This is a genomic window from Duganella sp. HH101 (genome assembly GCF_001758795.1).
GTDB lineage: Bacteria > Pseudomonadota > Gammaproteobacteria > Burkholderiales > Burkholderiaceae_D > Rugamonas > Rugamonas rivuli.
Map to the genome: position 1 here is coordinate 115,687 of NZ_LRON01000017.1, position 25,962 is coordinate 141,648.

19 protein-coding genes and 1 tRNA gene are annotated in these 25,962 nt (G+C 67.6%); 13 read left to right on the top strand and 7 right to left on the bottom strand.

The annotated features are described in order from the left end of the window. Positions 1-53 precede the first annotated feature (53 nt). The 6 genes from DUGA2_RS23630 to DUGA2_RS23655 all read left to right on the top strand — a co-directional run bounded on the left by DUGA2_RS23630 (position 54) and on the right by DUGA2_RS23655 (position 9,115). Positions 54-1,700 carry a M28 family metallopeptidase gene (locus DUGA2_RS23630; RefSeq protein WP_141753362.1) on the top strand — a complete coding sequence of 549 codons (1,647 nt, stop codon included), beginning with the start codon at positions 54-56 and terminating at the stop codon, positions 1,698-1,700. Positions 1,701-1,799: 99 nt separating this feature from the next. Continuing rightward, entirely contained in the window at positions 1,800-4,574 is a 2,775-nt protein-coding gene (locus DUGA2_RS23635; RefSeq protein WP_083296437.1) for a pitrilysin family protein, read from the top strand. 192 nt (positions 4,575-4,766) lie between these two features. Continuing rightward, positions 4,767-5,399, top strand: a complete 633-nt coding sequence (locus tag DUGA2_RS23640; protein WP_070271863.1) for an FxDxF family PEP-CTERM protein — start codon at positions 4,767-4,769, stop codon at positions 5,397-5,399. Positions 5,400-5,536: 137 nt separating this feature from the next. Beyond that, positions 5,537-6,406, top strand: a complete 870-nt coding sequence (locus DUGA2_RS23645; protein WP_070271864.1) for a DUF3365 domain-containing protein — start codon at positions 5,537-5,539, stop codon at positions 6,404-6,406. Between the two features lie 8 nt (positions 6,407-6,414). Further along, positions 6,415-7,065, top strand: a complete 651-nt coding sequence (locus DUGA2_RS23650; protein WP_070271866.1) for a toll/interleukin-1 receptor domain-containing protein — start codon at positions 6,415-6,417, stop codon at positions 7,063-7,065. Beyond that, positions 7,052-9,115 carry a hypothetical protein gene (locus DUGA2_RS23655; protein ID WP_070271868.1) on the top strand — a complete coding sequence of 688 codons (2,064 nt, stop codon included), beginning with the start codon at positions 7,052-7,054 and terminating at the stop codon, positions 9,113-9,115. Before DUGA2_RS23650 ends, DUGA2_RS23655 begins: the two co-directional genes overlap by 14 nt. A 70-nt stretch (positions 9,116-9,185) precedes the next feature. Here the strand turns inward: DUGA2_RS23655 and yegQ are convergent, their stop codons facing one another. Together yegQ and DUGA2_RS23665 are read right to left on the bottom strand one after the other, a co-directional pair. Beyond that, on the bottom strand, positions 9,186-10,544 hold the full coding sequence (gene yegQ / locus DUGA2_RS23660) for a tRNA 5-hydroxyuridine modification protein YegQ (RefSeq protein WP_070271869.1): 1,359 nt from the start codon (positions 10,542-10,544) through the stop codon (positions 9,186-9,188). Between the two features lie 85 nt (positions 10,545-10,629). After that, complete coding sequence (locus tag DUGA2_RS23665) at positions 10,630-13,308, bottom strand: bifunctional acetate--CoA ligase family protein/GNAT family N-acetyltransferase (protein ID WP_070271871.1); 2,679 nt, start codon at positions 13,306-13,308, stop codon at positions 10,630-10,632. Between the two features lie 209 nt (positions 13,309-13,517). Here DUGA2_RS23665 and DUGA2_RS23670 point away from each other — a divergent pair, with 209 nt between their 5' ends. After that, positions 13,518-14,633 carry a sensor histidine kinase KdpD gene (locus tag DUGA2_RS23670; protein ID WP_229214762.1) on the top strand — a complete coding sequence of 372 codons (1,116 nt, stop codon included), beginning with the start codon at positions 13,518-13,520 and terminating at the stop codon, positions 14,631-14,633. Here DUGA2_RS23670 and DUGA2_RS23675 read toward each other — a convergent pair. Together DUGA2_RS23675 and DUGA2_RS23680 are read right to left on the bottom strand one after the other, a co-directional pair. Beyond that, the gene (locus tag DUGA2_RS23675; protein WP_070271873.1) at positions 14,630-15,340 is read right to left on the bottom strand and encodes a DUF4386 domain-containing protein; all 711 of its coding nucleotides are present in this window, start codon (positions 15,338-15,340) and stop codon (positions 14,630-14,632) included. The genes DUGA2_RS23670 and DUGA2_RS23675 overlap by 4 nt on opposite strands. A gap of 94 nt (positions 15,341-15,434) precedes the next feature. Then, on the bottom strand, positions 15,435-16,070 hold the full coding sequence (locus tag DUGA2_RS23680; protein WP_070271876.1) for a TetR/AcrR family transcriptional regulator: 636 nt from the start codon (positions 16,068-16,070) through the stop codon (positions 15,435-15,437). A gap of 122 nt (positions 16,071-16,192) precedes the next feature. Here DUGA2_RS23680 and DUGA2_RS23685 point away from each other — a divergent pair, with 122 nt between their 5' ends. Then, positions 16,193-17,392 carry a TCR/Tet family MFS transporter gene (locus tag DUGA2_RS23685; protein ID WP_070271878.1) on the top strand — a complete coding sequence of 400 codons (1,200 nt, stop codon included), beginning with the start codon at positions 16,193-16,195 and terminating at the stop codon, positions 17,390-17,392. A 290-nt stretch (positions 17,393-17,682) separates the two neighbouring features. On the opposite strand, the gene DUGA2_RS23690 is transcribed toward DUGA2_RS23685, so the two are convergent. The 3 genes from DUGA2_RS23690 to DUGA2_RS23700 all read right to left on the bottom strand — a co-directional run bounded on the left by DUGA2_RS23690 (position 17,683) and on the right by DUGA2_RS23700 (position 19,846). Further along, positions 17,683-17,758 (bottom strand) — tRNA-Phe (locus tag DUGA2_RS23690). A gap of 73 nt (positions 17,759-17,831) precedes the next feature. Then, entirely contained in the window at positions 17,832-19,196 is a 1,365-nt protein-coding gene (locus tag DUGA2_RS23695) for an ATP-binding protein (RefSeq protein WP_070271880.1), read from the bottom strand. After that, positions 19,193-19,846 carry a response regulator transcription factor gene (locus DUGA2_RS23700; protein WP_070271882.1) on the bottom strand — a complete coding sequence of 218 codons (654 nt, stop codon included), beginning with the start codon at positions 19,844-19,846 and terminating at the stop codon, positions 19,193-19,195. The genes DUGA2_RS23695 and DUGA2_RS23700 overlap by 4 nt, the downstream gene beginning before the upstream one ends. 104 nt (positions 19,847-19,950) lie before the next feature. Between DUGA2_RS23700 and DUGA2_RS23705 the strand changes: the two genes are divergently transcribed. From DUGA2_RS23705 to DUGA2_RS23725, 5 genes are read left to right on the top strand one after another with little or no spacing between them, the layout of a single operon-like run. Next, the gene (locus tag DUGA2_RS23705; protein WP_070271884.1) at positions 19,951-21,198 is read left to right on the top strand and encodes a PQQ-binding-like beta-propeller repeat protein; all 1,248 of its coding nucleotides are present in this window, start codon (positions 19,951-19,953) and stop codon (positions 21,196-21,198) included. Between the two features lie 43 nt (positions 21,199-21,241). Beyond that, positions 21,242-22,459 (top strand): FAD-dependent monooxygenase, encoded by a 1,218-nt coding sequence (locus DUGA2_RS23710; protein ID WP_070271887.1) that lies wholly within the window; start codon positions 21,242-21,244, stop codon positions 22,457-22,459. Between the two features lie 38 nt (positions 22,460-22,497). Then, positions 22,498-23,226 carry a DsbC family protein gene (locus tag DUGA2_RS23715; RefSeq protein WP_070271890.1) on the top strand — a complete coding sequence of 243 codons (729 nt, stop codon included), beginning with the start codon at positions 22,498-22,500 and terminating at the stop codon, positions 23,224-23,226. Positions 23,227-23,259: 33 nt separating this feature from the next. Beyond that, a complete protein-coding gene (locus tag DUGA2_RS23720; protein WP_070271891.1) occupies positions 23,260-23,718 on the top strand; it encodes a (2Fe-2S)-binding protein in 459 nt (152 codons plus the stop codon). An 11-nt stretch (positions 23,719-23,729) separates the two neighbouring features. Then, complete coding sequence (locus DUGA2_RS23725; RefSeq protein WP_070271893.1) at positions 23,730-25,952, top strand: xanthine dehydrogenase family protein molybdopterin-binding subunit; 2,223 nt, start codon at positions 23,730-23,732, stop codon at positions 25,950-25,952. The last annotated feature ends 10 nt before the right edge of the window (positions 25,953-25,962 follow it).

Genomic DNA, 25,962 nt, shown 5'->3' on the forward strand with positions numbered 1-25,962 from the left:
TTGCCGCGCAGTCCAATCAAAAAATAATTACGGAGACAGATTTGAAAAACACCATGCTCATTTGTGCTCTGGCCGCCGCCGCTACCGCTCAGGCAGCCACCGGGCCGGAGTTCGATGCCAAGCATTTGTCGCAAGACGTCAAAGTGCTGGCGTCGGATGAATACGAAGGCCGCGGACCGAACACGGCCGGCGAAACCAAGACGGTCAACTACCTGATCGAACAATTCAAGGCCGCCGGCCTGCAGCCCGGCGGCGACCTGCTCAAGGGCCAGAAGACCCAGCGCAGCTGGACCCAGGATGTGCCGCTGGGCCGCTTTGAAATCAAGGGCCCGGTCAAGCTGGTCGTCAACGACGGCAAGGCCAGCCAGGAACTGCGGCAGGGCGAGGACATGGCCGTGCGCGCCGCCATGAACGGCAGCAAGCAGGTCGACTTCCGCAACGCGCCGCTGGTGTTCGTCGGCTACGGCGTCAACGCGCCGGAGCGCAAGTGGGACGACTTCAAGGGCTTCGACCTGCGCGGCAAGCTGGCCGTGGTGCTGATCAACGATCCCGATTTCGAGACCGGCGTCGGCGATTTCGGCGGCAAGGCCATGACCTACTACGGCCGCTGGACCTACAAATACGAAGAGATGGCGCGCCGCGGCGCGCTGGGCACCATCATCGTGCACGAGACCGCGCCGGCTTCCTACGGCTGGGCCACGGTGAAGAATTCCAACACCAACGTCATGTACGACATCGTCCGCAAGCAGCCGGGCATGGCGCACGCGCCGATGGAGGCGTGGATACAGCGCGAGCTGGCGGCCGACCTGTTCAAGCGCGGCGGCCAGGATTTCGACGCGCTCAAGAAGCTGGCGCAAACCCGCAACTTCAAGCCGGTGCAGCTCAAGGGCGTGACCTTGACGGCCAGCTACGCGGTCGACGCCCAGACCATCGTGTCGAAGAACGTGGCCGGCCGCGTGATCGGCAGCACGCATCCGGAGCAGACCGTGATGTACAGCGCGCACTGGGACCACCTGGGCGTGGGCCTGCCCGACGCCAAGGGCGACAAGATCTACAACGGCGCGGTCGACAACGCCACCGGCATCGCCGCGCTGCTGGAGCTGGCGCGCGCCTACGGCAAGGCGCCGGCGCCGCAGCGCAGCGTGCTGTTCCTGGCGGTGACGGCGGAAGAGAAGGGCTTGCTCGGCTCCGAATACTACGCCGCCTATCCGCTGTATCCGCTGGCCGAGACGGCCGGCATGATCAATATGGATGCGCTCAGCCCCTACGGCCCGGCGCGCAACTTCACCATTTCCGGCAGCGCCAAGCTGGACTTGCTGGACCAGCTGATCGCCAAGGCCAAGCAGATGGACATGGCCTACGCGCCCGACCCGAAACCGGAAGCGGGCCACTTCTTCCGCTCCGACCACTTCCCGCTGGCCAAGCGCGGCGTGCCGGCGATTTCCTACGGCTCCGGCGACGACTGGATCGACGGCGGCCCGGCGGCCGGCCACAAGGCGGAAGAGGACTACACCACCAACAACTACCACCAGCCGTCGGACGAATGGAGCGCCGCCTGGCCGTTCACCGGCATGGCGCGCGACCTCGGCCTGCTGTACGGCCTGGGCCGCGACCTGGCCGATTCGGCGGCCTGGCCGAACTGGGCGCAGGACGCCGAATTCCGCGCCATCCGCGACGCCAGCTCGGCGAAACGCAAATAGTCGCCAATTTAACTAAAAAGCAATAGAATGCTTGCGCACCCGCTTGAATGCCGGTGCGCTTTTTTTTTTGCAGCTGCATTCCTCTCACGGAGATTTCGCATGACCCTGTCACTACGCCGCACCATCCTGGCGGCTTCGATCGCCCTGTTGTCCGCCAGCGGCGCGCTGCACGCCGCCGAGCCGGCCAAGTCCGTCAAATCCGATATCGCCATCCCTGATATCCCGTACACCAAGTTCGTGCTGAAGAACGGCCTCACCGTACTGGTCCATGAAGACCACAAGTCGCCGGTGGTGGCCGTCAACACCTGGTACCACGTCGGTTCGAAGAACGAGAAGGCCGGCAAGACCGGCTTCGCCCACCTGTTCGAACACCTGATGTTCAGCGGCAGCGACCACTTCAACCAGGGCACCTTCATCAACGCCATGGAGCGCATCGGCGCGACCAACCTGAACGGCACCACCAACTCCGACCGCACCAATTATTTCGAGAACGTGCCGACCTCGATGCTGGACTACACGCTGTTCGCCGAGAGCGACCGCATGGGCCACCTGCTCGGCGTGCTGGACCAGAAGAAGCTGGACTTGCAGCGCGGCGTGGTGCAGAACGAAAAGCGCCAGGGCGAGAACCAGCCCTACGGCGTGGCCTACCAGCTGCTGACGGAAAACACCTGGCCGGCGGGCCACCCGTATTCGTGGACCGTGATCGGCTCGATGAAGGACCTGGACGCGGCCTCGATGACGGACGTGCAGGAATGGTTCAAGACCAACTACGGCCCCAACAATGTGACCCTGGTGCTGGCCGGCGACATCACGCCGGAACAGGCGCGCGAGAAGGTCGAGAAATACTATGGCGAGATCCCGGCCGGCCCGCCGCTGGCCAAGCATGAGGCGTGGATCGCCAAGCGCAGCGGCACCCATCGCGGCACCGTGCAGGACCGCGTGCCGCAGGCGCGCATCTACCGCGTGTGGAACGTGCCGGGCGCGCACACCGCGACCGAGCCGCTGCTGGACCTGGCCGCGCACGTGCTGGGCGGCGGCAAGACCTCGCGCTTCTACAAGCGCCTGGTGTACAAGGACCAGCTGGCCACCAACGCCAGCGCCAGCAACGACTCGTCGGAAATCGCCGGCCAGTTCGACCTGACGCTGACCGCCCGTCCCGGCGCCGACACCCGCAAGCTGGAACAGGCCGCCGACGAAGAGCTGCGCGCGCTGATGAAGTCCGGCCCCACCGCGGCCGAACTGGAGATCGCCAAGACCGCGATCCTGGCGCGCTACACCCGCATCGTCGAGCGCGTGGGCGGCTTCGGCGGCAAGAGCGACCTGCTGGCGTCCTGCGCCACCTACACCGGCAACCCGGACTGCTACAAGGATTACCTGAAGGCGATCAAGGCGGCCACGCCGGCCGCCATCAAGCAGGCGATGAACGAATGGCTGGCCGACGGCGACTACGTGCTGGACGTGCAGCCTTTCCCGAGCAATCTGTCCGCCGGCGCCAAGCTGGACCGCAGCGCGCCGCCGGCGCTGGGCCAGCCTGAATCGCTGAAGCTGCCGGCCATGCAGAGCGCCACCTTGTCGAACGGCCTGAAGGTGGTGCTGGCCGAGCGCCACAGCGCGCCGGTGGTCAATCTGTCGATGATGGTCGATGCCGGCTACGCGTCCGACGCGCAGGACTTGCCCGGCCTGGCCAGCCTGTCGCTGCGCATGCTGGAAGAGGGCACGCCGACGCGCGGCTCGCTGAAGATCAGCGAAGAGTTCGAAGCGCTGGGCGCCGAGTACAGCGCCTACAGCAACCTGGACGGCGCCTTCGTCCAGCTCAACGCGCTCAAGGCCACGCTGCCGAAGGCGCTGGACATCTACGCCGACGTGCTGCTGCATCCAGCCTACGCGCAGAACGAACTGGACCGCCTGAAGAAGGACAGGCTGGCCGCCATCGCCCGCGAGAAGAGCAATCCGCAGCTGATGGCGCTGCGCGTGATGCCGGGCCTGGTCTACGGCCAGGGCCACGCCTACGGCCTGCCGCTGACCGGCTCCGGCACCGAGGCCGCCGTGGCGCGCATCGGCCGCGACGACCTGGTCAAGTACCACGCGACCTGGTTCAAGCCGAACAACGCGACCTTGCTGGTGGTGGGCGACACCACGCTGGCGGACATCACGCCGCTGCTGGAAAAAACCTTCGGCGGCTGGAAGGCCGGCGCGGTGCCGAAGAAGAACGTGGCCCAGGTCGCGCCGCCGGAACAACCGGTGGTCTACCTGATGGACAAGCCGGGCGCGCAGCAAAGCGTGATCTACGCCGCGCAACTGGCGCCGCCGCGCAATGCGCCGGAAGCCGTGCAGCTGCAGGTGGTCAACAACATCTTCGGCGGCAGCTTCAGCTCGCGCATCAATATGAACCTGCGCGAAGACAAGCACTGGTCGTATGGCGTGAACGCCGGCCTGCAGCCGGCCGTGGGCCAGCGCCTGTACCTGAGCACCTCGCCGGTGCAGACCGACAAGACCGGCGCGGCGCTGCAGGAACTGGTGCAGGAGTACGCCAACATCGCCGGCGCCAAGCCGATCACCGCGGCCGAGCTGAGCAGCGCGCAGGAAAATGAAACGCTGCGCCTGCCGGGTTCGTTCGAGACGGCGGGCCAGCTGGCCGGCGCCTACGGCACCATCCTGCAGTACCAGCTGCCGGCCGACTACTACAACAGCTTCACCGGCAAGGTGCTGGCGATGACGCCGGAGCAGGCCAACGCGCTGGCCGCGCGCACCATCACGCCGGGCAAGCTGACCTGGCTGGTGGTGGGCGACATGAGCAAGGTGGAGGCGGGCGTGCGGGCGCTGAACCTGGGCGAGGTGCGCAAGCTCGACGCCGACGGCAAGCCGGTCCGCTAAGTTTTAGATGCCTGACAGAATCCCCGCCTGGTGCGGGGATTTTTTTTGTGGCGCGGATGTAGCGGAACATTTCCCTCTGCGCAATTTTAATTGTATTTTGATAATATATGTGTACAAAAGGCATTGAACATGGTTTACTGAAATCTCTGGTCGTCATCGGTTTTTATCCCCACTTCGCAAGGAGTAGCAACTATGAACAAGAAGATCCTCGCCGCGCTTTTGGCGGCCTCGGCCGCGTTAAGTCTGGGCGGCGCCGCGCAGGCGGCCAATATGGTGGTCAACGGCAGTTTCGAGGATCCCGGCTTCAGCCTGCCGGCCGGCTCCTACTGCTACCTCGGCGGTCCTTACGATTGCGGCAGCGTCAACGGCTGGAGCGGCTACTTCCCGCTGATGCTGTCGAACAGCGGCCCCTGGGGCAATCCGAACACGCCCGCCGGCGATGTGCTGATCGGCATCCAGGGCACCAGCGTGGCCGAACAGATGCTCAACCTGGCCCCCGGCGCCTACACGCTGTCCTGGATCGACGCCGGGCGCGGCAATTACGGCGGCCCCACCGAAGTCTATGAAGTCTCCATCGGTGGCAATGTGCTCAGCGTCGAGACGGTCGGCTACGGGGCGGGCTGGATGGCCAAGTCGCTGACCTTCACCGCGGCCGGCGCCACCATGCTGCGCTTTGCCGGCCAGACCCAGTACGACGCCACCGCCTTCATCGACAATGTGGCGGTCAACGCCGTGCCGGAGCCGGGCACGTATGCGATGCTGGCCGCCGGCCTCGGCCTGCTGGGGCTGGCTGCCCGCCGGCGGCGCGCGCGGCGCGCCGACTAGCAGGACAGGTCGCAGCATAAAAAACCGCCGGCGTTGCGCCGGCGGTTTTTTTTTATGGCGGCGCCGCGCAAGGCCGGAGGGTTGTCATAATTTCATGTTAGTATTAAAGCATTCTTCCGAGCACGGGCATACGATCCATGAAGCTGCTGTACAAATTCAACCTGTTGCTGCTGCTGATATTCGGCTTGGGCTGGTTTGCCACCGCCGCCATGACGCGCGACGTGCTGCGCGATAACGCCCGGCGCGAAGTGGTGTCCCACGCCAGCCTGATGATGGACGCCGCCATGGCCGCGCGCGAATACACCACCAACGAAGTCAAGCCGCTGCTGGCCGAAGGCATGCTGAAGGCCTTCCTGCCGCAGTCGGTGCCGTCGTACGCGGCCACGCAAAGCTTCAACAAGCTGCACCAGGCGAACCCGGATTTCAGCTACAAGGAGGCGGCGCTCAACCCCACCAATCCGCGCGACCGGGTGGCCGACTGGGAGGCCGACGTGGTGCGGCAATTCCGCGACCACACCGAGCTCAAGGAAGTGATCGGCGACCGCCAGACGCCGTCCGGCCCCTCGCTCTACCTGGCGCGGCCGATCCGCATCAGCGACGGCCGCTGCCTGGCCTGCCACAGCACGCCGGACGCCGCGCCGGCCACGATGAAGGCGCTGTACGGCGTCAACAACGGCTTCGGCTGGAAGCTGGGCGAGACCATCGGCAGCCAGATCGTGTCGGTGCCGCTGGCGGTGCCGCAGCGCGAGGCCGAACGCGCCTACACGCTGATCATGGGCGGCATGGCGCTGACCTTCGGCGCGCTGCTGCTGGCGCTCAACGCCATGTTCTACCTGCTGGTGCTGCGGCCGGTGCGGCGCATCAGCCGCATCGCCGACGCCGTCAGCGCGGGCAAGATGGATGTCGAACCGTTCCCGGCCGGCGGCAGGGATGAGATCGCCGTGCTGGGCCAGGCCTTCAACCGCCTGCGCCGCAGCCTGGAAAAAGCCATGGCCTTGCTGGCCTGAGGCGCGCGATGGGTGTCGACGTTTTCCTCAGCCATTCCCACGTCGACAAGGTGTTTGCCGACGCCATCTGCCATCGGCTGGAGGCGGCCGACATCCGCTGCTGGGTGGCGCCGCGCGACATCCGTCCCGGCGACGACTGGGCCGAATCCATCATCGACGCGATGGACCAGGCCAAGATGCTGGTGCTGATCTTTTCGGCCAGCGCCAACAATTCGCCGCAGGTGCGGCGCGAGGTCGAGCGCGCGGTCAACAAGGGCTTGATGGTGCTGCCGTTCCGCATCGAGAACGTGCCGCTGTCGAAGAGCCTGGAGTACTTCATCAGCACCCAGCACTGGCTCGACGCCATCACCGGCGATCTGGAGCAACACCTGGACGAACTGTGCCACTGCGTGGCGATGCTGCTGGAACGCTTGCCGCAGGTTGCCGCTGCATCGGTACCGGCCAGCGCGCCGGCGCCGGCCGCCGCCATCGCGCCGGACGCGCTGGCGGCGATCGAGCGCGCGCTGGCGCAGGAGCTGGGGCCGATCGCCAGCCATCTGGTGCGGCGGGCGATGCTGGCCGCGCCGTCGCGCCACCAGCTGGTGGCGGCGCTGGCGCAGGAAATCGATAACGCCGCCGAACGCCAGCGCTTCCTCGCCCGCTGCCATGCCGCCGGCTGACGATGCACCGCCGTCCTACGCGCTGCCCTTCGTGGTGGCGGTCTCCGGCCACCGCGACCTGCATCCGGACGACGTGCCGGCGGTGGCCGCCCAGCTGTACCAGTCGATCGAATTGATCGCGGCGGCGCTGCCGCACACCCCCATCCATTTCCTGTCGGCGCTGGCCGACGGCGCCGACCAGCTGTTCGCCGAACAGGTGCTGGCCCTGCAGCGCGCCTGCGCCGCCCGCGAGGGCGAGGGCGGGCGCCGCATCGAGCTGGTGGTGGCGCTGCCGATGCCGTTCGATGACTACTGCCGCGAGCAGGCCGGCGGCGAGGCCGGGGCGCGGCGCGATCCGGCCGGCTTCGAGGCCGCGCGGCTGGCCTTTGCCGCGCGCTTCCAGCGCTACAGCGCCTGCGCCGGCAAGGTGTTCGTGATACCGCCGGCGCCCCCGGCCGCGCTGCTGGGCACGCCGATGACGCGGGCCGAGGCGGCGTATGCGCAGCTGACGCGCTACCTCGGCATCCATGCGCAGCTGCTGCTGGCCGTGTGGGATGGGCAGAGCGGCGGCGAGCAGTTTCCGCGCCTGCCCGGCGGCACGCTGGACCTGGTGCACGCGCTGCTGCACGGCGTCGAACGCGATCCGCACCGGCGCAGCCGCCGCCGCTTTGCCGAGCCGGCGCGCGGCAACCTGCTGCATCTGTACAGCCGCCGCGCCCAGTCGTCGTCGGACCGCTTGCCTGCCGCCTCGGCGGCGGGCGGCGCGCGGCTGCTGCGCGCCGGCGGGCGGGACGGCGAGGCCGTGGCGCACTGGATGGCGCCGCAGCCGGAGTGGCCCGGCGTGCTGGCGCCCACGCTGCGCTCCTGGCTGCGCGCGCCGATCCGCGCCTGCGAACGCTGGGCCGAGCACCGCGCCTGGTGCGACGCCGTGGCGCACACCGAAACCCGCTTGCAGCGCACGCTCGATGCGCCGGCGCTGGCCGTGCTGTACCGGACGCACGCCGCCGGCCGCGAGATCGACCTGCTCAACCGCCTGCACCGGCAGGCGCTGCTGGCGGGCGACGCCGGCGCCGCGCAGCGCTACGCCGCCAGCCTGGAGGCCAGCGGCGGCGCTTTCCTGGGCAGCCTGGGGCAGGGCGGGGCGGCGGCGTTGCCGGCCGCCCAGCGCCCCGGCCTGGCGCCGCTGCTGCAAGCGTTTCGCGTGGCCGACGTGCAGGCCGAGCGCGCCAAGCGCTGGTGGCGCTATCGCTGGCGCTTCATGGCGCTGGCGGTGATCATGGCCTCGGCCGCGCCGACGCTGCGGCTGACCAGCGGCACCCACGGCGAACTGGTGGAGTCGGTGGTGTTCACCTCGGGCGCGATGTGCGCGGTCGGCACCTATCTGTGGGTGGCGCTGTCGCGCCGGCGCAATGCCTACCTGGACTACCGCGCGCTGGCCGAAGGCTTGCGCTGCCAGATGTACTGGCTGTGCGCCGGCGAGGCCGCGCTGGTGACAGACCACTGCGCGCAGCGCGCCGGCGGCGGCATGGGCTGGGTGCGCCATGCGCTGGACGCCTGCCTGGTGGCGCCGCCGGTGCCGGGCCTGGCGGCGCGCGGCGTGCTGCGCGGCTGGATCGACGACCAGCGCGCCTACCTGAGCGGCGCCGGCAACCGCTGGCGGCGGCGCCAGCACGCGCGCGCTGTCGCGTTCGGCAACAACATGCTGCTCAGCGCGCTGATGATGTCGCTGGCGGCGCTGGCGACCACGCTGGTGTTCGGCCGCAGCCACATGCTGCCGCTGATCCTGCTGCTGGCGGGCATGAAGCTGGCGACCGGCGTCGGCGCCGCCTGGCTGTCGCTGGCCACCAAGATGGGCCACGGCGAGACGGCGGCCCAGGCCGAGCAGCTGCACAAGCTGTACGGCCGCGCCGACGCCGAGCTGCTGCGCAGCGAAGGCGCGCCCTGTTCGAACGCGGAAAAAGAGCACCACGCGCGCGACCTCGCGTTCGCCTTGGGCAAGGCCGTGCTGGACGAGAACGCCGGCTGGCTGGCGGCCTACCAGCAGCGCCGCCTGAACTGGCACGGGCGCTAGCGGGCCGCCAACGGGCCGACAAGGGCCGGCAACGGGCCGGCAAGGGGCCGGCAACGTACGGGCGGCGCCGCTACAGGTAGCGCGCCAGCAGCGCGCCGTCCAGGGCCGGATCGAGTTCGATGTGCACGAAGTGGCCGCTGCCCGGCGCCACCGCGATGTCGCTGCCGTCGTCGGCGCGCATGCGCGCCAGCGTCAGGTCGCGGTTGCCGCCGGGGTGGATCGCCTCGATGCGGTCGCCGACGGCGAAGCGGTTCTTGACCTCGACCCGCGCCCAGCCGTCCTGCACGCCCAGCACGTCGCCGACGTACTGGCTGCGCTCGGCCTCCGAGGCGCCACGCATATAGTTCTGGTGCGCCTGCGTGTGGTGGCGCTGGTAGAAGCCGTCGGTGTAGCCGCGGTTGGCCAGGCCCTGCAACTGGCCCAGCAGGCCGATGTCGAACGGCCGGCCGGCGACGGCGTCGTCGATGGCCTGGCGGTAGACCTGGGCCGTGCGCGCCGCGTAGTACAGCGATTTGGTGCGGCCCTCGACCTTGAGCGAGGTGACGCCTATCTTCACCAGCCGCTCGATGTGCTCGACGGCGCGCAAGTCCTTGGAATTCATGATGTAGGTGCCGTGCTCGTCCTCCAGGATCGGCATCAGCTGCCCCGGCCGTCCGGTCTCCTCGATCAGGTAGGGCTGGTCGGCCAGCGGGTGGCGCGGCTGCTGGTGCAGCGCCGACCATGGCTGCCCGGCCTGCTCCAGCGCCTGTTCGAAGCGCAGCGGGATGGGCTGCATCGCGCCGAGGTCGCCGCTGGCGTCTTCGCCGGCCTGCCGCACCTTGTAGTCCCAGCGGCAGGAATTGGTGCACGTGCCCTGGTTGGGATCGCGATGATTGAAGTAGCCCGACAGCAGGCAGCGGCCCGAGTAGGCGATGCACAGCGCGCCGTGCACGAACACTTCCAGTTCCATCTCCGGGCAGCGCTGGCGGATTTCCTCGATCTCGTCGAGCGACAGTTCGCGCGACAGGATCACCCGCGTCAACCCCATGCGGTGCCAGAACTTGACGTCGGCCCAGTTGACGGCGTTGGCCTGCACCGACAGGTGGACCGGCATGTCGGGCCACTGGTCGCGCACCATCATGATCAGGCCGGGATCGGCCATGATCAGCGCGTCGGGCAGCATGGCGATCACCGGCGCCATGTCGCGCAGATAGGTCTTGAGCTTGGCGTTGTGGGCGAAGATGTTGGAGGCGACGAAGAATTGCTTGCCGCGCGCGTGGGCGCCGTCTATGCCCTGCTGCAGCGTTTGCAGCGTGGAGAAGTCGTTGTTGCGCACGCGCAGGCTGTAGCGCGGCTGGCCGGCGTAGACGGCGTCGGCGCCGAAATCGAAGGCGGCGTGCATCTTGGCCAGCGAGCCGGCGGGGAGGAGGAGTTCGGGGGCGTGGAGCATGGCGGCGGGAAAAATCCAGGCAGTCTAGCCAGGACGCCGCCGCATTTCCTTGTCCTATATCAAAAAATCCCGCCTGCGCCAGCCGTCACAGCGTCTTGCTGCACAGCCGGAAGTCGGGATCGTCCTCGTAGGGGCGGATCTGGAAGCCCAGGCTGGCCATCAGCTTGAGCATGCCGCTGTTCTTGCACAGCACCAGGCCGTCGATCTCGCTCAAGCCCTTGTCGCGCGCCACGTCCATGATGCCCAGCATCAGCCGCGGGCCCAGTCCCTGGCCGCTGTAGCGGTCGTCCACCAGCAGCGAGAATTCGCAGCTGCTGCGGTCGGGGTTGGCGATATAGCGCGACACGCCGATGATGCTGTCGGTCTCGACGAACTCGCCGTCCGGCCCCGGCGCGCGCTGCGTCAGCACGGCCACCAGCGCCATCTCGCGGTCGTAGTCGATCAGCGTGTAGCGCGCCAGCATCGGCACCGACAGCTCGCGCAGCGAGGAGGCGAAGCGGTAGTAGCGCGATTTTTCCGACAGCCCGCGCACCAGCGCCTGCAGCATCGAGGCGTCGTCCGGCTGCACCGGGCGCAGCGTGTACTGGCCGCCGCCGCGCATCGGCCACTCCTGGGTGTAGCGCGACGGGTAGGGCAGGATCGCCAGGTGCTCGTAGCCGTGCGTCGACGGCGGCGCGGCGTCGACCACGATGCGGGCGTCGACCGCCAGCGCGCCGTGCTCGTCGACGATCAGCGGGTTGATGTCCATCTCGCGCAGCTGCGGCAGCGCGCACACCATCTCCGACACGCGCAGCAGCATCTGCTCGACCGCCTCGCGCTGGGCCGGCGGCGCGCCGCGCCATTCGCCCAGCGTGGCGGCCGAGCGCACCCGGCCGATCAGGCGCTGCGCCAGGAACTGGTTCAGCGGCGGCAGCTCGACCGCGCGGTCGGCGATCAGCTCGATCATGGTGCCGCCGGCGCCGAAGCTGATCGCCGGGCCGAACAGGCGGTCGGTGACGACGCCGATGTACAGCTCGCGGCCGTGGCGCTTGCCGGCCATCTTCTGCACCGTCACGCCGTTGATGCGGGCGTCCGGCAGCAGGCGGCGCACGGTGGCCATCATGTCGCCGTAGGCGTCGCGCACGGCGGCGGCGTTGGCCAGGTCGAGCACCACGCCCTGCACGTCGGACTTGTGGGCGATGTCGGGCGAGTCGATCTTCAGCGCCACCGGGTAGCCCAGCTGGCTGGCGATCAGCATCGCCTCGGCGGCGCTGCGCGCCAGGATGGTGTGCGTGATCGGAATGTGGAAGGCCGCCAGCAGCGCCTTCGATTCCATTTCGGTGAGCACCTTGCGGCGCTCGGCCAGCACGCCCTCGACCAGCAGGCGGGCGCCGTCCAGGTCGGGCTGGGCCAGCTGCGACAGCGGCGGCGGCGTCTGGTGCAGCAGCTGCTGGTTCTGGTAGAACGAGGCGATGTTGGAAAAGCCGTCGACCGCCGCTTCCGGCGTGCGGAAGGTGGCCAGGCCGGCGGCGTTGATCAGCTGGCGCGCCTCGGCCACTTGGCGGTCGCCCATCCAGCAGGTCAAGAGCGGCTTGCCGAGGCCGGCGTTGAGGGCGCTGACGGCGCGCGCCACGGCGGCCGGATCGCCGCCCAGCTTGGGCGAGTAGATCACCAGGATGCCGTCCACCTGGCTGTCGCGCCCGCAGGCCTGGACCGCCGCGCTGAAGGCCTCTGCGCCGGCTTCCTCGGACAGGTCGATCAACTGGGCCAGGCTGGCGTGCGGCGGCAGTTCGGGCGCCAGCGCCTGCGCGGCGGCGGCCGACAGCGTCGCCAGTTGCAGGCCCAGGTGGTCGATCCAGTCGGCCGCCAGCACGCCGGGGCCGCCGCCGTTGGTGACGACCGCCAGCCGCGGCCCGACCGGACGGTAGCGCGAGGCCAGGCATTTGGCCGCCGAGAACAGCTGCACGAAGGACGACACCCGCACCGCGCCGGTGCGGCGCAGCGCGGCGTCGAACACCTCGTCGCTGGCGACGATGGCGCCGGAGTGGGTCAGCGCCGCCTGCGAGGCGGCCGCCGCGTTGCCGGCCTTGAGCACCACCACCGGCTTGGTGTTGGCGGCGCCGCGCAGCGCCGACAGGAAGCGGCGGGCGTCGGTCAAGCCTTCCATGTAGATGACGATGCTGTGCGTGGCCGGATCGGTGGCCAGGAAGTCCAGCGTCTGCGCCAGGTCGACGGCGGTGTTGGCGCCCAGCGAGACCACGGTGGAAAAGCCCACCGCGTTCTGGCTGGCCCAGTCGAGGATGGCGGTGGTCAGCGCGCCCGACTGCGAGATCAGCGCCAGGCTGCCCGGCTGCGCCAGCGGGCCGGCGACGCTGGCGTTGATGTGCAGGCGCGGGCGCTGGTAGCCCAGGCAGTTGGGGCCCAGCAGGTGGATGCCGTGCTTGCGGGCGATGGCGTGCAGCTCGCCGGCCAGCGCGCCGTCGACGCCGGCCGACAGGATCAGCGCCGCCCGGCACTGGATGCGGCCGGCCACTTCCAGCGCGAAGCTCAATTCGTCGTTGGGCAGGGCGATCACCGCCAGGTCGGCGCGCGAATGGGCCAGGTCGGACAGCGTGCCGCTCATGCCGACGTCGAGGAAGGTGACAGGGCCGGGGAAGCCGCCTTGCTCCAGCTGGGCGCGGATGCCGCGGCCGTAGCAGGTCTGTTGTTCGGGCTGGTCGGCCTTGCCGGCGAAGACCACGAGGGACTGGGGCGAAAACAGCGGCGTGAGATAGTGGGTTTCCATGGGGGGCGGTCGGAGCGGGCGGTGAAGCAAATATAACGTGAATTGAGTGTACTGAGCGAGATCAATTGTTTCATTGATCCAAGTCAAGGTGCGGCCCCTGGCCGGTGAGACCGGGCTGGCGGTGCTGACTGTGTTACTGTGGGGGGCTGCGGTGGCGCGGCATTTACATGGTGCCTGGCATGAGTCTCTCCGCTTTTATACGCTCCGACATGACGGGGATCCTCGAAGAATGGACGGCGTTCGCCAATAAGGCCGCTCCGGCCGGCGGCGCGATGACCGACCTGGCTTTGACCGACCATGCCGAGGCCATCCTGTGCGCCATCGCCACCGATATCGAAACCCACCAAAGCCAGCAAGAACAGTTTGAAAAGTCGCAGGGCGACGAGGACGACGACGAAGGGCAGGAAAGCGCGGCGGCCATCCACGGCCGGCTGCGCCAGGCCAGCAATTTTTCGCTGTTGCAGCTGAGTTCGGAGTTCCGGGCGCTGCGGGCCACCGTGCTGCGCCGCTGGCTGCCGCGCGTGCAGCAGATGTCGGAAACGACGATGCAGGAAATGGTTCGCTTCAACGAGGCGATCGACCAGGCGCTGGCCGAATCGATCGTCACCTACTCGGCGCGGGCCGACCGCACGCGCGACCTGTTCCTGGCGGTGCTGGGCCACGACCTGCGGGCGCCGCTGGCCACCGTCTCGCTGGCGGGCGACCTGCTGGCGCGGCCGGACTTCCCCGTCGACCAGCTGGCGACGCTGGGCAAGCGCGTCAAGCGCAGTGCGATGATGATGGGCGCCATGGTCACGGACTTGTCGGGATTTACCAGCGTGCAGATGGGCGCCGGCATGCCGACCACGCGGGCCATGCTCGATGCGGGCGAGGTCTGCGGCGCCGCCGTGGCCGACGCGCGGGCGATGTATCCCGGCGCCACCATCGTGTTTCGCAAGGCCGGCGACCTGGTGGGCGCGTTCGACGCCGTCCGCCTGCAGCAACTCGTCACCAACTTGCTGATCAACGCCGCCCAGTACAGCGCCAGGGGCTACGACGTCACGCTGGAGGCGCAGGGCGGGCCGGAGGCGATCACCCTCGGCATCCGCAACTTCGGCGCGGTGATCCCGCCGCAATCGCTGAAGACCATCTTCCAGCCGCTGGTCCAGCTCAACCCCGACAGCGAGGCCGACGCCAGGCCGAAGACCAGCCTGGGCCTGGGCCTGTTCATCGCCCACGAGACCACGGCGGCGCACGGCGGGCAGATCACGGTGACGTCCGATGCGACCGACGGCACGGTGTTCTCCGTCAGCTTCCCGCGCCTGCGGCCGGCCGGCTTGCCTTAAGCGGCCAGCGGCATGGCCGGGGCGGCGCGCTTGCGCTGCTTCGCGCCCAGCACCAGTATCCACAGCGCGAAGGCCACCTCGCCCAGCTGGCAGGGGAAGGCCAGGCCGGCGACCAGGTCGTTGTACTCCGGACGCAGCAGGCCGGCGCCGCTCAGCGCCAGGTAGGCGACGCCGTTGATGGTCAGCCACACCGCCAGGAAGCGCGGCAGGAAACCGCTGCGGTACACCAGCACCGCCAGCGGGAACAGCCACAGGCCCCAGAAAATCTCCGACGCGAACGTCATCAGGTTGTGCATCTTCAGGAACAGCGTGGCCAGGCCGGTGCGCTGGGCCTGGTCGAAGGCGGACAGGAAGTCCGGGCCCTGCACCAGGATCAGCGTGGCCATGTCGTTGAGCGAATTGAAGAAGTACAGCGGCGTGTCCATGAAGCCGAGCATCAGCATCAGCAGGGCCCAGCTCTTGTTCACTTCCTTGAACAGCCGGTACAGCGTGAAGGTCAGCACCAGGCTGACGGCGGCGGTGATCAGGTCGCCGGCTATGCCCAGGCGGAACAGCATCTCATGCGCGGCGATGTTGTCGATCGTCGCCGCGGCATTGCCGTCGACGAATAGCTTGCTGGGGATGTAGACCAGGCGCAATGGCGCGATCAGGATCACCAGCAGGTAGAACAAACCTGCGATCCGGGCTTTTTTGCTGAGACTGTGCATGCTGTCACCTTCTTTTAAAAGTAGTGGTTGGATATCACGTGTCAACAATATCTGACATATGACAGCGACGCAAGATATATTTGCTATAAAAGTATCAGACGTAGGGCGTGCCCGCCATGGCCGCCTGCAGGCCGCGGGTGCCTTGCTCTATCAGGGCGAGAAAATCGGCCTTCGCCTGCCCGGCATCGCCGTGCTGGCGGAAAGCCTGGTGCGCCTGGTTGAAGGCCACCCGCCAGGTGGCCAGCAGCAGCGCGGCCGCCAGCCTGGCGTCGGCATCGTCGGGCGGCCGCCCCACGCTCTCGCACATTGCCGCCGCGACCGCCTGCGCCAGCTCGTCGCCGATCGCCCTGGCCCTGGCCTTGAGCGCTTCGCTGCCGGCTATCGCTTCCATGTAGGCCCGGCCCTTGGGGGTGAAGCTGAGGTAAGGACTGCGTACCGCCAGCCGGTGGGCGAGCCGGCGCAGCGTCTCGACCGGCGCGACGCCGGCTTCGCGCTGCAGCAATGCCTGCCGCAACAGCTCGCGTCCTTCTTCCTCGCGGTCGAAGAACATGTCTTCCTTGCGCGGGAAGTGGTTGAACACGGTCATCCGCCCGACGTCGGCGGCGGCGGCGATCTGGTCCACCGTCACCTGATCGAAGCCGCGCTCGAAGAACAGCAGGGTGGCGGCGTCGGAGATGCTTTGCCGGGTGGCGAGGCGTTTGCGGGTGCGAAGGTCGGTGGGCGTCGACATGGGGCCTTGGAATCATGATTTATGTACTGAGTATACCGATATTCGGCAAAAACGGTTGCTGTCCCTTGCCGTTGCAGCTACACTATATGTACTGAGTACATATTGGTTCCGAGTACAATTATATGAATAAACCGCTTTTCATCATCTTCGCCACCATCGTGCTGGACGCCGTGGGCATCGGCCTGATCTTTCCCATCCTGCCGGCGCTGCTGCGCGACGTTACCCATGCCGACAATGTGGCGTCCTACATCGGCATCCTGACCGCGCTGTACGCGCTGATGCAGTTCGTCTGCGCACCGGTGCTCGGTTCGCTGAGCGACCGGCTGGGCCGCCGGCCGGTGCTGCTGGTGTCGCTGGCCGGCGCGGCCGTCAACTATGTGTTCCTGGCGTCGGCGGACAGCCTGTGGATGCTGCTGCTGGGGCGCGCCATCGCCGGCGTGACCAGCGCCAACCTGTCGGTGGCGACCGCCTACCTCACCGATATCTCGCCCGAGGACAAACGCGCGCGCCGCTTCGGCCTGTTCAACGCCATGTTCGGCATTGGCTTCATCGTCGGCCCGGTGCTGGGCGGCGCGCTGGGCGACTACGGCTTGCGCCTGCCCTTCATCGCGGCGGCCGTGCTGAACGGCTGCAACCTGCTGCTGGCCTTCTTCCTGCTGCCGGAATCGCGCACGCCGAGCCGGGAGAAGATCGACCTGGCGTCCTTGAACCCGCTGCGGCCGCTGCGCTGGGTGTTGTCGGTCAAGAGCCTGCTGCCGATCACCGCCATCTTCTTCATCTTCAGCGCCACCGGCGAGGTCTACGGCACCTGCTGGGCGCTGTGGGGCAGCGATACGTTCCACTGGAGCGGCCTGGGGATAGGCCTGTCGCTGGGCGCGTTCGGCGTCTGCCAGACGCTGGCCCAGGCCTTTCTTCCCGGCCCGGCGGTCAGGCTGCTGGGCGAGCGCGCGACCATCCTGACGGGGGTGGCCGGCGCATGCGTCGCGCTGGTGGTGATGGCGTTCGCCACGCAGGGCTGGATGATCTTCGCCATCATGCCGGTGTTCGCGCTCGGCGGCATCGGCGCGCCGGCGTTGCAGTCGCTGGCGACGCGCCAGGTCGATGAGAGCCAGCAGGGGCAGTTCCAGGGCGTGCTGGCGTCGGCCGTGAGCCTGGCCTCGATCATCTGCCCGCTGGCGTTTTCCAGTTTCTACTTCCTCGTCAGGGAGCAGTGGCCGGGCGCGATCTGGCTGTCGACCGTGGTGGTCTACGCGATCATGGTGCCGCTGGTGCTGGGCTTGCGGTTCGATACGCCGGCAACGGCGCTCCGAAAGCCGGCATGATTATTTGGCCGGGTAACTGGGGAGTGTGCACATGGGGTAGGTGGCGCAGCTCCTTGTAGCAAAACCCCTATTTCCGGCCCTATTTTCTTCGATTTTTCCCACTTTGAGCCAATTTCGGATTTCCCCGGCCTAAATATGGTAAAGCCGAAGAAAATAGGGGTGAAAATAGGATGGTTGCCACAATGACCGCGCAGGGTGTGCCGACCCTCTGCTCCAGCTGACAGAAAAGCTGTGCGCAAAAACAAAAACGCCAACCTGCATGGGTTGGCGTTCTGTTTTGACACTGTTCTTGGTGGCCCGGGGCGGAATCGAACCACCGACACAAGGATTTTCAATCCTCTGCTCTACCAACTGAGCTACCAGGCCAAGGAGCAGAATTATAGCAGGCTTGAGCGGAATTGCAAGGCCCGGATTTCAACCCTGTTTTGCCGCCGCGCCGTCACGGCCCGGAAAACCTCACGATCACGCGCAATCCGCGCCCTGCGCGGACGTCTTCCAGCGCGATGCGCGCGCCGTTGCGGGCCGCCGCGCGTTCGGCGATCGCCAGCCCCAGGCCGCTGCCGGCCTGCTTCTGTCCGGGGATGCGGTAAAAGCGTTCGAACACTTTGCCGCGCAGCTCCGGTGCGACGCCCGGCCCCTGGTCGGCGATTTCCAGCCGAGGCCCGCCGTCCGCATCGGCCAGCGTCACCGCGATCCTCCCGCCGTCCGGGGAATACTTGATGGCGTTGTCGATCAGGTTATCCAGCATCGCGACGATGCTCTCGCGGTGCAGCGGCATGACGCAAGGCGCCTCCGCATCCAGCTCGATCTCCACCGCCCGCTGGATCGCCAGCGGCGCCGCATGGGCGAGGCGCTCGCGCAGCAGCTGACTCAGGTCGATCGGCCGGGCCTCGCCGTTGGCGGCGTCGCTGCGGGCCCGTTCCAGCGCGAGCAGCTGATGCACCGTGTGCGTGGCGCGGGCCACGCCCTGGCGCAGGCCCTGGTCCGCGTCCTCCAGCCGGTCGGGATGGTGGCGATGATTGAGCAGCAGGTGGGCATTGGCGCGGATGACGGCCAGCGGCGTTTTCAGTTCGTGCGCCGCATCGGACAGGAACTCGCGGTCGCGCTCCAGGCGCTGCGTCAGGCGCTGCATCAAGCCGTTGACGGAGGCGGCCAATGGCGCCAGTTCGCGGTAGCCGGAAGGCGGCAGCGGCTGCAGATCGCTGCCGGAACGCCGTTCGATGTCCGCCACCATCGCCTTCACGGGCCGCAGGCCGCGCCGCACCATGATCCACGCAGGCAGCACCAGGAAGGGCAGGCTGTATAGCAAGGGAGTCAGGTAGTAGGCGGCGCCGGAGCTGGTCAGCAGCCAGTTCGTATCGTGCATGGCGTCGCGCCGCACCACGACGCCGCTGGCCGCATCCGTCGCGGTGGCGGTCGACCAGTCCGTGCCCGGCGCCGGATCGCCCGGCGCCGGCAACGGCCGCCCGCCCGGCAGCTCCGGAGCGGAGCGGTAGACGCGCTGTCCATGCAGCCAAACCTGCAGCATCACCGGCTTGGGCCAGTAGTCCACCTCGCGCAGCATGTCGGCGCGCAGCGCTTCCACCTGCGTGGCCACGCGCGCCACTTCGGCCGGATCGTGCGCCACCGAGCGCAGGTTGAGCAGGATCTGGCGCGTCCAGCCGCGGTTCTCCGCCGCCGTGTGGCGCGCCTGCAGCACCGTGTTCTCGTAGATCGCCATGCCGACGACGGCCAGCCAGACCGGCATGATCACGGCGAGGAAGCCGCCCAGCAGGCGGCGGAACAGCGACCGCTGCGCCGTCATGGCGCGAGCATGTAGCCGACGCCGCGCACCGTGCGCACGCGGTGCTCGCCGATCTTCTTGCGCAGGTTGGACATGTGCACGTCCAGCGTCACGCTGGCGCTGCCCGCCAGTGCGCGGTCTTCCAGCTCGCCGCGCGTCACCACGCGGTCGGCGTCCTGCATCAGCGCCAGCAGCAGGTTGAATTCGGTGGGGGAGAGCGCCAGCGGGAAGCCGTCGCAGCTGGCGGCCTGGCGCCGTTCGTCGAGCGACAGGCCGGCGCGCGACCACAGCCCCCGGCCGGCCGCCTCCGGGTGGGCGCGGCGCAGCACGGCGCGCAGGCGGGCCAGCAGTTCCGCCATGTCGAAAGGTTTGACGAGATAGTCGTCGGCGCCGCCGGCAAAGCCGGACAGGCGGTCGTCCAGGCTGTCGCGCGCCGTGATCAGCACCACGGGCAGCTGCCTGCCGGCGCCGCGCAGGCCGCCCATCAGCGCCATGCCGTCGCCGTCGGGCAGGTTCAGGTCCAGCACGATGCCGGCGAAAGCGCCGCCATCCAGCTGGCGCCGGGCGTCGGCCGCCAGCCGCACCCAGATGGTCGTATAGCCGTCGTCCTGCAGCACGGCGCGCAGGGCGCGGCCCAGCTCCAGGTCATCTTCTACGAGCAGGATATTCATTTGGCAAGTATAGCAGCGGCGTCCGGCGCCGGCCTATAGAAAGCCTGAAGCCTGGCCCGGCGCCGCGCCGCTACAATCGCCGCTGGCCCACCTGGAGGAGATGAATGATGCGATTTCTGATGTCGATGTTTGCCCTGCTGGCCGCACTGCATGCGATGGCCGCCGAGCCGCCGCCGCTGCATCTGCGGGCGACGATAGAGCTGCGCGCGCAAACCGTGTCCACCCCGGCGATCGCGCAGGGGCGCTTGTTCATCGGCGCGGAGGACGGCAACCTGTACGCCTTCGACCTGGCCAGCCGCAAGCTCGCATGGCTGCACCACGCTGGCGCCGGCATCGCCTCCACCCCGGCGGTCGCCGACGGCATCGTCTACTTCCTGGCGCGCGACGGCAAATTGTATGCGGTCGACGCCCAGACCGGCGTGCGCCGCTGGACCTTCGCCACCCAGGGCGAGGCGCGCTTTTCGGCATACGGTTTATACGGTATGGCGAAAAGCGCGGCGGCGACTGCCGACCCGTGGGACTTCTGGCTGTCATCGCCGCTGGTCCACGACGGCAAGGTGTACTTCGGCAGCAGCGACGAGCGCCTGTATGCGCTGGACGCCAAGACCGGCGCCGTCGCCTGGGCCTTCAAGAGCGGCGGCATGATCCACGCACGTCCCGCCGTGGCGGGCAAGGCCATCGTGTTCGGCAGCTGGGACGGCGCGGTCTACGCGCTGGACGCCGCCACCGGCGGCCCGCTGTGGCGCTACCAGACCGACACAGAGCAAAAGACCAGCACCAACTTCGGCGTGCAGGCGCCGCCGCTGATCGACGGCGACACGGTCTTCATCGGCTCGCGCGACGCCTGGTTCTACGCGCTGGACCTGGCCAGCGGCAAGCTGAAATGGCGCTATCCGGGCCGGGGCTCGTGGATTATCTCGGGGGCCGTGGCGGACGCCCGGCGGGTGTACTTCGGCACCTCGGACACCAATCTGCTGGTCGCCCTCGACAAGCGCACGGGCCAGGTCGCATATGAACACGACACCAAGGTGTGGACCTATGCGACGCCGGTGCTGGCCGGGGATGCCGTCATCGGCGCCACCATGCGCGGCGAACTGTTCGCGCTGGACGCGGCCGGCGGCAAGCCCGCATGGTCGTGGCGCACGCCCGAAAGCCTGGCCGACGAATTCCGTCTGCTCGACGGCGCCACCGGCAAATTCGACGCCAGGCGCTTGTACGAGGGCCCCCAGACGGCGATGGAGTCGCTCGAACACGTGAAGCGGCTGGGCGCATTCGTCGCCACGCCGCTGTGGCACGACGGCCAGCTGATCGCCACCACCGCCGATGGCAGGCTGCTATTCTTTTCGAAGTAAGCGCCGAAGCAACGGCTGGCGGGGAGGGCGCTATAATGATCGGATGACTATTCCATCCTCCCCCGCCGCACTGCGCGTTATTGAGAGTGATATCTGCATCGTTGGCGATGGCGCTATCGCCAAGACTGCCGCGCTGGGCCTGACCCAGGCCGGTTTCAGCGTTACCCTGCTTGCTCCGCCGTCGCGCCCATCGGCGCCGGCCGCCGATCCCGGCTGGGATGCGCGGGTCTATGCGCTGAACCATACCGCCCACCATCTACTGTCCTCGCTGAAGGTCTGGCATGCGCTGGATCAAGCCCGCGTGGCGCCGGTCGACGCCATGATCGTCCACGGCGACGGCCCCCACGCCGGCGGCCTGGCCTTCGACGCCTTCGGCGCCCACACCGGCACGCTGGCCTGGATCATGGAAGACTGCAACCTCGGGCAGGCGCTGGACGCCGCCCTCAAGTTCGCACAGAACGTGCGCGTGGTCGAAGGCCGCGCCACCGGCTTGCTGCGCGACGACGACAGCGCCACCGTGCACCTGGACGACGGCTCCAGCATCAAGGCCGCGCTGGTGGTCGGCGCCGACGGCGCCCAGTCCTGGGTGCGGGGCCAGTGCGACATCGGCCTCGATTACCGCAGCTACGGCCAGCGCGCCGTGGTCTCCAACTTCGCCTGCGAGAAATCGCACCACGGCGCCGCCTGCCAGTGGTTCACCGGCGCCGAGGGCATCGTCGCGCTGCTGCCGCTGCCGGGCAAACAGGTTTCGCTGGTGTGGTCCGCGCCGGAAGCGCTGGCCGACACGCTGCGCGCCGAATCGGCGCAGCAGATCGCCGACCGCCTGGCCGTCTACGCCGCAGAGAGGCTGGGCGCGCTGACGCCGCTGCAGCCGGAGCTGGTGCGCGATTTCCCGCTGCGCCTGATCCGCCCGCACGCCATGAGCGCGCCGCGCGTGGCGCTGGTGGGCGACGCAGCCCACGTGGTGCATCCGCTGGCCGGCCATGGCATGAACCTCGGCTTCGCCGACGTCGCCCAGCTGGTCAAGACCCTGGGCGAGTGCGAAGAACACCGCGGCATCGGCGACACGCGCGTGCTGGCCCGCTACGAGCGCGCCCGCAAGGAAGACGTGCTGCTGATGCAGATCGCCACCGACGGGCTGGAACGCCTGTTCGGAACCGATCTGGAGCCGCTGCGCGTGGTTCGCAATTTGGGATTAAACTTGCTGGATAAATTACCTGTGCTGAAGCGCCGCCTGATCTCCCACGCGATGGGCAAGTGAGCGCGCCAGTGGGTTCGAATGTAGTCATCGGAGATGTCATGAGAAAGAGTAAGACCGTTTTGCTGTTGTTGTCGGCGCTGATGGCGTCCTGCGTGGGCGCGGAAACCCCGCCGACCACGGATGCGATCAAGAAGCTGGTCGAGCCGCGCCTGGGTTCCAACGTCAAAGTCGATTCGGTGCGCGAAACGCCGTATGGCGGCCTGTATGAAATCCGCATCGGCAGCGAGATTCTCTACACCGACAAAACCGGGACCTACCTGTTCTCCGGCCACGTGTTCAACCTGACCACCAGCACCGACCTGACCAAGGAACGCCTGGAAGAGATCAACAAGATCAAGTTTTCCGATCTGCCGCTGGACAAGGCCATCAAGACCGTCAAGGGCGACGGCAGCCGCGTGATCGCGGTGTTCGAGGATCCGAACTGCGGCTACTGCAAGCGCTTCCGCCAGACCACGCTGAAGGAAACCGACAACATCACGGTCTATACCTTCATGTACAACATCCTGGCCGACGATTCCTTCGTCAAATCGAAGAACATCTGGTGCTCGCCGGACCGCAGCAAGGCCTGGGATGACTGGATGCTCAACAACAAAGCGGCCCCTGTCGCGGCGGCGAACTGCGAATCGCCGAACGAGCAGGTGGTGGAACTGGGCCACAAGCTGGGCGTCTCCGGCACCCCGGCCATCTTCTTCGCCGACGGCACTCGCGTGCCGGGCGCGATCGACACCAAGGCGCTTGAAGAAAAACTCGCCAAGATCAAGCAGTAGCCGTCCCACACCACCGCCCCACAGGAGAGTCGAATGATCACATTGAATATCAACGGTAAAGACATGCAGGTTGACGCCGATCCTTCAACGCCCATCCTGTGGACTTTGCGCGATAACCTGAACATGACCGGCACCAAGTTCGGTTGCGGCGCCGCCCTGTGCGGCGCTTGCACCGTCCACCTGGGCGGCCAGCCTGTCCGCTCGTGCGTCACGCCGATTTCGGCGGCCGTTGGCCAGAAGATCACCACCATCGAAGCGATGGAGAACGATAAAGTCGGCAAGGCCGTGCAGGCGGCCTGGGTCAAGCTGGACGTGCCCCAGTGCGGCTACTGCCAGAGTGGCCAGATCATGAGTGCGACGGCTCTGCTGCGCACCAACAAGGCGCCCTCCGACGCCGACATCGACAACGCCATGAGCGGCAATATCTGTCGATGCGGGACGTACCAGCGCATCCGCGCAGCCATTAAAGACGCAGCCAAAACCATCGCCTAAAGGAGAACGTCATGCGTATCGAATGGCTTAATCAGGAAGCGATGGCGGCGGGTGTGAATGCGGCCAACGGCGTGTCGCGCCGTGGATTCATGAAGGCCGGCGCGGTGGCGGGCGGCGGCCTGGTGCTGGGCTTCTTCATGCCGGGCGCGGGGCGTTTCGCCAATGCGCAGCAGCCTCCCGCCAAGGTGTATGAACCGAACGCCTTCCTGCATATCGCGCCGGACAACAGCGTGACGGTGCAGGTCAACCGGCTGGAATTCGGCCAGGGTGTGCAGACCTCGCTGCCGATGCTGATCGCGGAAGAGCTGGACGCCGACTGGTCCAAGGTCAACGGCGCGCTGGCGCCGGCCGGCGACCAATACAAGGATCCGGCGTTCGGCATCCAGATCACCGGCGGCTCGGGCAGCATCGCCCACTCGTACACCCAGTACCGCGAAATCGGCGCCAAGGCGCGCGCGATGCTGATCGGCGCTGCGGCCCAGGAGTGGAAGGTGGCGCCGGACCAGGTCAAGACATCGAAGGGCACGCTGATCGGCCCCGCAGGCCAGAAAGCCACTTACGGCGCGATGGCCGATGCGGCGATGAAGCAGCCGGTGCCCGCCACCGTCAAGCTGAAAGACCCGAAAGACTTCAACTTCATCGGCAAGCCGATGAAGCGGCTGGACGCCAAGCTGAAATCGACCGGCAAGCAGCAGTTCGGCATGGACTTCAAGGCGCCGAACAGCAAGGTCGCGGTGGTGGCGCGGCCGCCGGTGTTCGGCGCCAAGGTCGCCAAGTTCGACGCGTCGAAAGCCAAGGCGATCAAGGGCGTGATCGAAGTCATGGAAGTGAAGACCGATCGCGGCGGCAGCGGCGTGGTGGTGGTGGCCGACGGCTACTGGCCCGCCAAGATGGGCCGCGAAGCGCTGGTCATCGACTGGGACACCAGCGGCGTTGAAAAAGTCAGCAGCGACAAGCAACTGGCCGAGTACAAGGCGCTGTCGCAGAAGCCCGGCCTGCCGGTGCGCAAGGCGGACACCTCCAAGCTGGCCGGCGCGGCGAAGAAGATCTCCGCCGTGTATGAATTCCCTTACCTGGCGCACGCGCCGATGGAACCGCTGAACTGCGTGGTCGACCTGCGCGCGGATGGCTGCACGGTGTGGGCCGGCTCGCAGTTCCAGACGATGGACCAGGGCGCCATCGCCGCCACCGCCGGCCTGAAGCCGGAGCAGGTGGTGTTGAACACGATGATGGCGGGCGGCGGTTTCGGCCGCCGCGCCGTGCCTACGTCGGACTACCTGGTCGAAGCGGTCCATATCGCCAAGGCCTGGAAGGCCGCCGGCAAGACGGAGCCGATCAAGGTGATCTGGAGCCGCGAGGACGACATCAAGGGCGGCTACTATCGCCCATCGCATGTGCACCGCGCCGATATCGGCGTGGACGACAAGGGCAACATCGTGGCGTGGGAACACGTCATCGTCGGCCAGTCCATCATCGCCGGCACGCCGTTCGAGCCGATGATGATCAAGGACGGCATCGATTCGACCATGGTCGAAGGCATGGGCGATCCGTACGACGTGCCGTTGAACCTGAGCGCGCACAGCGTCAAGGCCAACGTGCCTGTGCTGTGGTGGCGCTCAGTCGGTTCCACCCACACCGCCTTCGTGATGGAGACGCTGATCGACGAAGCCGCGCATGCGGCCAAGATGGATCCTGTCGCCTACCGCAAGAAGCTGCTGGGCGAGAAGGGCAAGCGCCACATCGCCGCGCTGGACCTCGCGGTCGCCAAATCCGGCTACGGCAAGAAGGCTTTACCTAAAGGTCAGGCGTGGGGCGTGGCGGTGCATGAATCGTTCAATACCGTGATCGCCTATGTGGTGGTGGCGTCCGTGAAGAACGGCACGCCCAAGCTGCACAAGGTCACGGCTGGCGTGCATTGCAACCAGCCGGTCAATCCGCTGACAATCGAAGCGCAGATCCAGGGCGCGGCGCTGATGGGGCTCGGCATGACCTTGCCGGGCGCCGCCATCACGCTGAAGGACGGCGTGGTGGATCAGCAGAACTTCAGCGACTACACGGTGGCGCGCATGACGGACATGCCGGTGGTCGACGTGCATATCGTGCCGTCGAACGACCCGCCGACCGGCATGGGCGAACCGGGCCTGCCGCCGTTGGCGCCGGCCTTCGCCAACGCGTTGTTCAAATTGACCGGCAAGCGTTTGCGTAAGCTGCCGTTCGATCTGGCCAGCGCCTGAGCCGGACTGC

Excerpts from the sequence above, each read along its gene's own strand:
- yegQ (WP_070271869.1), bottom strand. The coding sequence starts at position 10,544 with ATGCTCCACGCCCCCGAACTCCTCCTCCCCGCCGGCTCGCTGGCCAAG.
- DUGA2_RS23655 (WP_070271868.1), top strand. The coding sequence starts at position 7,052 with ATGCCGCCGGCTGACGATGCACCGCCGTCCTACGCGCTGCCCTTCGTG.
- DUGA2_RS23670 (WP_229214762.1), top strand. The coding sequence starts at position 13,518 with ATGACGGGGATCCTCGAAGAATGGACGGCGTTCGCCAATAAGGCCGCT.
- DUGA2_RS23680 (WP_070271876.1), bottom strand. The coding sequence starts at position 16,070 with ATGTCGACGCCCACCGACCTTCGCACCCGCAAACGCCTCGCCACCCGG.
- DUGA2_RS23695 (WP_070271880.1), bottom strand. The coding sequence starts at position 19,196 with ATGACGGCGCAGCGGTCGCTGTTCCGCCGCCTGCTGGGCGGCTTCCTC.
- DUGA2_RS23635 (WP_083296437.1), top strand. The coding sequence starts at position 1,800 with ATGACCCTGTCACTACGCCGCACCATCCTGGCGGCTTCGATCGCCCTG.
- DUGA2_RS23720 (WP_070271891.1), top strand. The coding sequence starts at position 23,260 with ATGATCACATTGAATATCAACGGTAAAGACATGCAGGTTGACGCCGAT.
- DUGA2_RS23710 (WP_070271887.1), top strand. The coding sequence starts at position 21,242 with ATGACTATTCCATCCTCCCCCGCCGCACTGCGCGTTATTGAGAGTGAT.
- DUGA2_RS23700 (WP_070271882.1), bottom strand. The coding sequence starts at position 19,846 with ATGAATATCCTGCTCGTAGAAGATGACCTGGAGCTGGGCCGCGCCCTG.
- DUGA2_RS23675 (WP_070271873.1), bottom strand. The coding sequence starts at position 15,340 with ATGCACAGTCTCAGCAAAAAAGCCCGGATCGCAGGTTTGTTCTACCTG.
- DUGA2_RS23645 (WP_070271864.1), top strand. The coding sequence starts at position 5,537 with ATGAAGCTGCTGTACAAATTCAACCTGTTGCTGCTGCTGATATTCGGC.
- DUGA2_RS23665 (WP_070271871.1), bottom strand. The coding sequence starts at position 13,308 with ATGGAAACCCACTATCTCACGCCGCTGTTTTCGCCCCAGTCCCTCGTG.
- DUGA2_RS23640 (WP_070271863.1), top strand. The coding sequence starts at position 4,767 with ATGAACAAGAAGATCCTCGCCGCGCTTTTGGCGGCCTCGGCCGCGTTA.
- DUGA2_RS23715 (WP_070271890.1), top strand. The coding sequence starts at position 22,498 with ATGAGAAAGAGTAAGACCGTTTTGCTGTTGTTGTCGGCGCTGATGGCG.
- DUGA2_RS23630 (WP_141753362.1), top strand. The coding sequence starts at position 54 with ATGCTCATTTGTGCTCTGGCCGCCGCCGCTACCGCTCAGGCAGCCACC.
- DUGA2_RS23650 (WP_070271866.1), top strand. The coding sequence starts at position 6,415 with ATGGGTGTCGACGTTTTCCTCAGCCATTCCCACGTCGACAAGGTGTTT.
- DUGA2_RS23685 (WP_070271878.1), top strand. The coding sequence starts at position 16,193 with ATGAATAAACCGCTTTTCATCATCTTCGCCACCATCGTGCTGGACGCC.
- DUGA2_RS23705 (WP_070271884.1), top strand. The coding sequence starts at position 19,951 with ATGATGCGATTTCTGATGTCGATGTTTGCCCTGCTGGCCGCACTGCAT.
- DUGA2_RS23725 (WP_070271893.1), top strand. The coding sequence starts at position 23,730 with ATGCGTATCGAATGGCTTAATCAGGAAGCGATGGCGGCGGGTGTGAAT.